This window comes from Accumulibacter sp., assembly GCF_032229525.1.
In the GTDB taxonomy this organism is placed as follows: Bacteria; Pseudomonadota; Gammaproteobacteria; order Burkholderiales; family Rhodocyclaceae; genus Accumulibacter.
Window position 1 is genome coordinate 22063 of sequence record NZ_JAVTWB010000182.1, and the last position, 4269, is coordinate 26331.

The following is a 4269-nucleotide window of genomic DNA, read 5'->3' on the forward strand; positions in this document are numbered from 1 at the left end:
CCAAGCTACCCAAGCTACCCGAATACCGGGCGATCAAGCTTCTCCGCTGCGCCAGGCGGGTGGGAACGCTCCAGGACCGTGATCCGCTGTCAGCGCGCTCATCGCTGCAGACCGTCAATCCGGCTCGCTTTCGGACGACCAGGTCAATAACGGCATCCCTCGCCAGCATCCCGCGGTGAAATATCCGGGGCGGATCGAACGGATGATGCAAAACCCTGCTCTATACCAGAACGGCACGCTTAACGGCTTTCTCATTGCCGCTTACGCTCAGGGGAAAGACCTCTTCTGACCGGGGCGTGGGCGTCGAGGCCTTGTCCTTTCGGCCAAACGTCAGAGCCCCGGTGCCAGGCCTCCGGTGAACACGAACGCGGATCGATGCTGATCGAAAGGAGTTGACCGATGCTGGAAATTCTTCCTGCCGACGAACGCGGAAGCGTGGACTTCGGCTGGCTCGCGTCTCGCCACAGCTTCTCTTTCGGCGCCTACCACAATCCCGGGCAGATGGGTTTCTCGGACCTGCGGGTGATCAATGACGACCGCGTTCAACCCGGGCAGGGCTTCGCCATGCACGGGCACCAGGACATGGAGATCTTCACCTACGTCCTGGATGGCACACTGGAGCACCGCGATTCGATGGGCAACGGCTCGCTGATTCGTCCGGGCGAGGTGCAGGTGATGAGCGCCGGTACAGGTGTCCGCCACAGCGAGTCCAACCCTTCGCCAGCCGAAATCGTTCACCTGCTGCAGGTGTGGATCGTTCCCGACCGTTTTGGCGTCGCGCCGCGCTATCAGCAGGCGCATTTCGCGGCGGCAGAGAAACGCGGACGCTTGCGACTGATCATCTCGCCCGACGGCACTGACGGCTCGCTGTCGCTGTGCCAGGACGCACGTGTCTACGCCGGTCTTTTCGATGGCGGCGAGCGTGCGACGCTGAACCTGGGGGCGAATCGCCATGCTTATGTGCAGATTGCTCGGGGTTCGGTCGAGGTCAATGGACGGCGTCTGCAGCTCGGCGATGGTGCTCGGCTGCGACAGGAAACAACGATCGAAATCGCGGCCGGGCGGGGCAGCGAAGTCCTGGTTTTCGATCTGCGACCGCATGAGTTGCCACTGAGTTAAACGCTGACTCGGCACCAAGTCGGGCACCAGGTCGCTGGGCCGCCGGTGTCGCTGGCGTCTCCCGAAGTCCGCCTCGCAGTGGGTCAGGCGGCGGTCAGCGGTGAGCCAGAGCGATCCGGAAGCCGCTGCTGCGCGGTCGGTAGGGCGGTTCGATGCGGCTGCGGTTGGCTGAACGCGCGTAGCGGCTGGGGTCGCTCCAGGTACCGCCGCGCAGTACCCGTTGTTTCCCATGGCTCGGACCGCGGGGGTCGATCTGTGCTCCCGCCGGGTAGGCGGCGTACCAGTCAGAGCACCACTCCCAAACGTTGCCGTGCATTTCGTACAGGCCCCAGGGGTTCGGCGGCAACGAGCGGACCGGCACCGTGCGCTGGCGATACAGGCTGGTGTCAGCTTCCGCGCACGGGTAGTTGCCATGGTAGTTGGCCTGCTCGGGAGTGATCGTCTCACCGAAGGAAAACGCTGTCGTTGTTCCGGCTCGACAGGCGTACTCCCACTCCGCCTCGCTCGGTAGTTGCGCGTGCAAGCCTGGCAGCCGCCGGTTCAACTCGGCGATGAAACCCAGCGCGTCGTGCCAACTGACGTTTTCGACCGGATTGTCGCCATGGTCCGGGAAATGGCTCGGATTGACCGGCCACACCGCCAGCCAGAAGGCTTGCGTGCAGGCGGTGTCTGCGAGCCAGAAACCGCTGCGCAGGGTCACTTCGTGCTGTACTTCCGTGCTGCCACGCTCGGCCTCTTCGGTCGGCGAGCCCATCAGGAATCGTCCTGCTTCGATCCAGCGAAACGTCTGGCGTGCCTGGCCGATGCTCAGTACCAGCGACCGTCCGAAGGCGTCCTCGACCAGGTCCGTCGCCGATAGTACGGGGAGCGGGTCGGCGATCGGCGCTCCGGCATTTTCAAACTGTGTATCTGACATCGCGAGCTTTGGCAACGGTCACGTCATAAAGTGGCGAATATTACCCGAACGATGGCTGTGCAGGTGCGCTCTTCTTGACGCGGTGTCCATCGTCGGGCGCATGTCCTTCTCGGTAGAGCGATCTTGTAAGCATTGCCGATCTCACGCGACTGATCAGAAAGTCCCGGCTGCGTGCTGTCGTCGGGACGATTCGGTGAACGCGGCCGTCGGGTGAAGAGGGCGCGGGTTCGATGCCGCAAGCCGCTGTCGGGCAAACAGGAGCATGGTCATGAGTTTTTTGAAGGAGATCTTCTCCCAGCCCGCAAGCAACGAGTGGGCAAGGCTGTTGCGCACAGCACGCAAGCGCTCGATCGTGGTCTCCGCGGCCAAGCTGGCGCTGCTGGTCGGGAGCGTCCTGAACGCGCTCAACCAGGGGGGGCGGCTGCTCGATGGTTTGCCTCTTTCATGGTTTCAGGTGGCCGTCAATTTTCTCGTTCCCTATTGCGTTGCGAGCTACAGTGCCGCGCGCAATGAGTTACGTCGCCCTGGAGACCACCCATGTTGAGCTGCCGGGAGGTTACCGAACTGCTCTCGGAAGAGCGCGACCGACAGCTGAAGGTCAGCGAACGCGTACAATTGCGCTTGCATCTGGCGATCTGCCAGGGTTGTTCGAATTTCAGGAAACAATTGAGTTTTCTCCATGATGCTTGCCAGCTATTCGTCGCGGAGCCCTCGGCGAAAGATCGGGCCGAGTAGACGGCAATGCACAGGGTGCCCTAAGGCACGCGGACGGCTCCAGCGCACACAGGTCCCGCAACTTGCGCCAGCGAGGGCGTGCACGGCGACCAGGCAATGCCGGCGGGAGCACCCGCGAGCGCGCCGACGCCCTGCTTCCAGATCGCCAGGGTGACTGTGAAGTTCCCGGCCGAACGCCCCTTTCTGTCGCTGATTCTGCCGGTGCTCAATGAAGCGATGACGATCGCCGCTCAGCTGGCGACGTTGCAGGGTCTACAGAAGCGCGGCACGGAACTCCTGGTGGTCGATGGGGGGAGCATTGACGACACCGTGGAACAGGCGCGGCCGCTGGCCGATCTGCTGATTGAATCAGCGCGGGGTCGGGCGCTGCAGATGAACGCTGGCGCCAGTGCGAGTCAGGGTCAGGTACTGCTCTTTGTGCACGCCGACACCAGGCTGCCGGCGGCGGTCGATGAGCAGATCCGCAGTGCGGTGGCGGGCGGCGCGTCCTGGGGGCGCTTCGACGTGCGCATCGACGGGCGTCACCCGCTGCTACGGGTCGTTGAACGGATGATGAACTGGCGCTCGCGGCTGACCGGTATCGCCACCGGCGACCAGGCAATTTTCGTTCGCCGCGATGTGTTTCTGGCCGTTGGCGGCTTTCCGGAGTTACCGCTGATGGAGGACATCGCGCTGTCGAAACGACTCAAGCGGATCGCCCGGCCGGCTTGCCTGCGCGATCGAGTGATCACCTCGGGCCGACGCTGGGAGAAGCATGGCGTCCTGCGTACGATCCTGCTGATGTGGCGTCTGCGGGCGAGCTACTATTTTGGTGTCGATCCGCAGCAATTGGCGGCTCGCTATGGCTATGCTCCCGGGCCGCGCTGAGCGGGTGGCTATCGCCGTTTTCGCGCGGGCGCCGCTGGCGGGCGCGGCCAAAACCCGCCTGATCCCCGCCCTCGGTGCGGCCGGCGCCGCACGGCTGCAACGCCGCTTGACGCTGCACGCGTTGGCGGTGGCACAGAGCGCTTCGACCGGCAGCGTCACCCTCTGGGCGGCGCCGGATGGCAGCCACCGCTTTTTTCGCGCCGTGCAGCGCCGCTGCGGCGTCGATCTGTGCGGGCAGTCCGGAAACGACCTTGGGGCACGCATGGCGCATGCTTTCTCGGCACAGACTGGCCCGCTGTTGCTGATCGGCACCGATTGTCCGGCGCTGCAGGCGGCGCATCTCGAGGCTGCTGCAGAGGCTCTGCTCGATGAGCGCCAGGGCGGGATTGATGCGGTATTCATTCCGGCCGACGACGGCGGCTACGTCCTGGTGGGCCTGCGTCGCCCGCAGCAGCAGCTGTTCGAGGGTATCGACTGGGGAACCGATCGGGTCATGGCGCAAACGCGGGAGTGCTTGCGGTTGCGTGGCTTGCGTTGGGTCGAACTGCCGACCCTGTGGGACGTCGATCGGCCGGCCGATCTCGCACGCCTGGCGAGCCTGGCAGGATTTGCCGAAGCGCTCGCCGCCATCC

6 protein-coding genes are annotated in these 4269 nt (G+C 64.5%); 5 read left to right on the plus strand and 1 reads right to left on the minus strand.

Annotated features, from left to right (window positions below; genetic code table 11):
- The first annotated feature begins 399 nt into the window (after nt 1–399).
- Nucleotides 400–1119, plus strand: coding sequence for a pirin family protein (locus RUW20_RS14170; RefSeq protein ID WP_313952879.1), 720 nt, complete (start codon nt 400–402; stop codon nt 1117–1119).
- A 94-nt stretch (nt 1120–1213) separates the two neighbouring features.
- On the opposite strand, the gene RUW20_RS14175 is transcribed toward RUW20_RS14170, so the two are convergent.
- Nucleotides 1214–2035 (minus strand): formylglycine-generating enzyme family protein, encoded by an 822-nt coding sequence (locus tag RUW20_RS14175; protein WP_313952880.1) that lies wholly within the window; start codon nt 2033–2035, stop codon nt 1214–1216.
- A gap of 268 nt (nt 2036–2303) precedes the next feature.
- On the opposite strand from RUW20_RS14175, the gene nrtS reads away from it, so the two are divergent.
- The 4 genes from nrtS to RUW20_RS14195 all read left to right on the plus strand — a co-directional run.
- Nucleotides 2304–2579, plus strand: a complete 276-nt coding sequence (gene nrtS / locus RUW20_RS14180; RefSeq protein WP_313952881.1) for a nitrate/nitrite transporter NrtS — start codon at nt 2304–2306, stop codon at nt 2577–2579.
- Nucleotides 2573–2770, plus strand: coding sequence for a zf-HC2 domain-containing protein (locus RUW20_RS14185; RefSeq protein WP_313952882.1), 198 nt, complete (start codon nt 2573–2575; stop codon nt 2768–2770). The genes nrtS and RUW20_RS14185 overlap by 7 nt, the downstream gene beginning before the upstream one ends.
- A 150-nt stretch (nt 2771–2920) precedes the next feature.
- Entirely contained in the window at nt 2921–3637 is a 717-nt protein-coding gene (locus tag RUW20_RS14190; protein ID WP_313952883.1) for a TIGR04283 family arsenosugar biosynthesis glycosyltransferase, read from the plus strand.
- The coding region (locus tag RUW20_RS14195; RefSeq protein WP_313952884.1) for a TIGR04282 family arsenosugar biosynthesis glycosyltransferase at nt 3612–4269 on the plus strand (658 nt) is incomplete at its 3' end. The genes RUW20_RS14190 and RUW20_RS14195, both read left to right, overlap by 26 nt.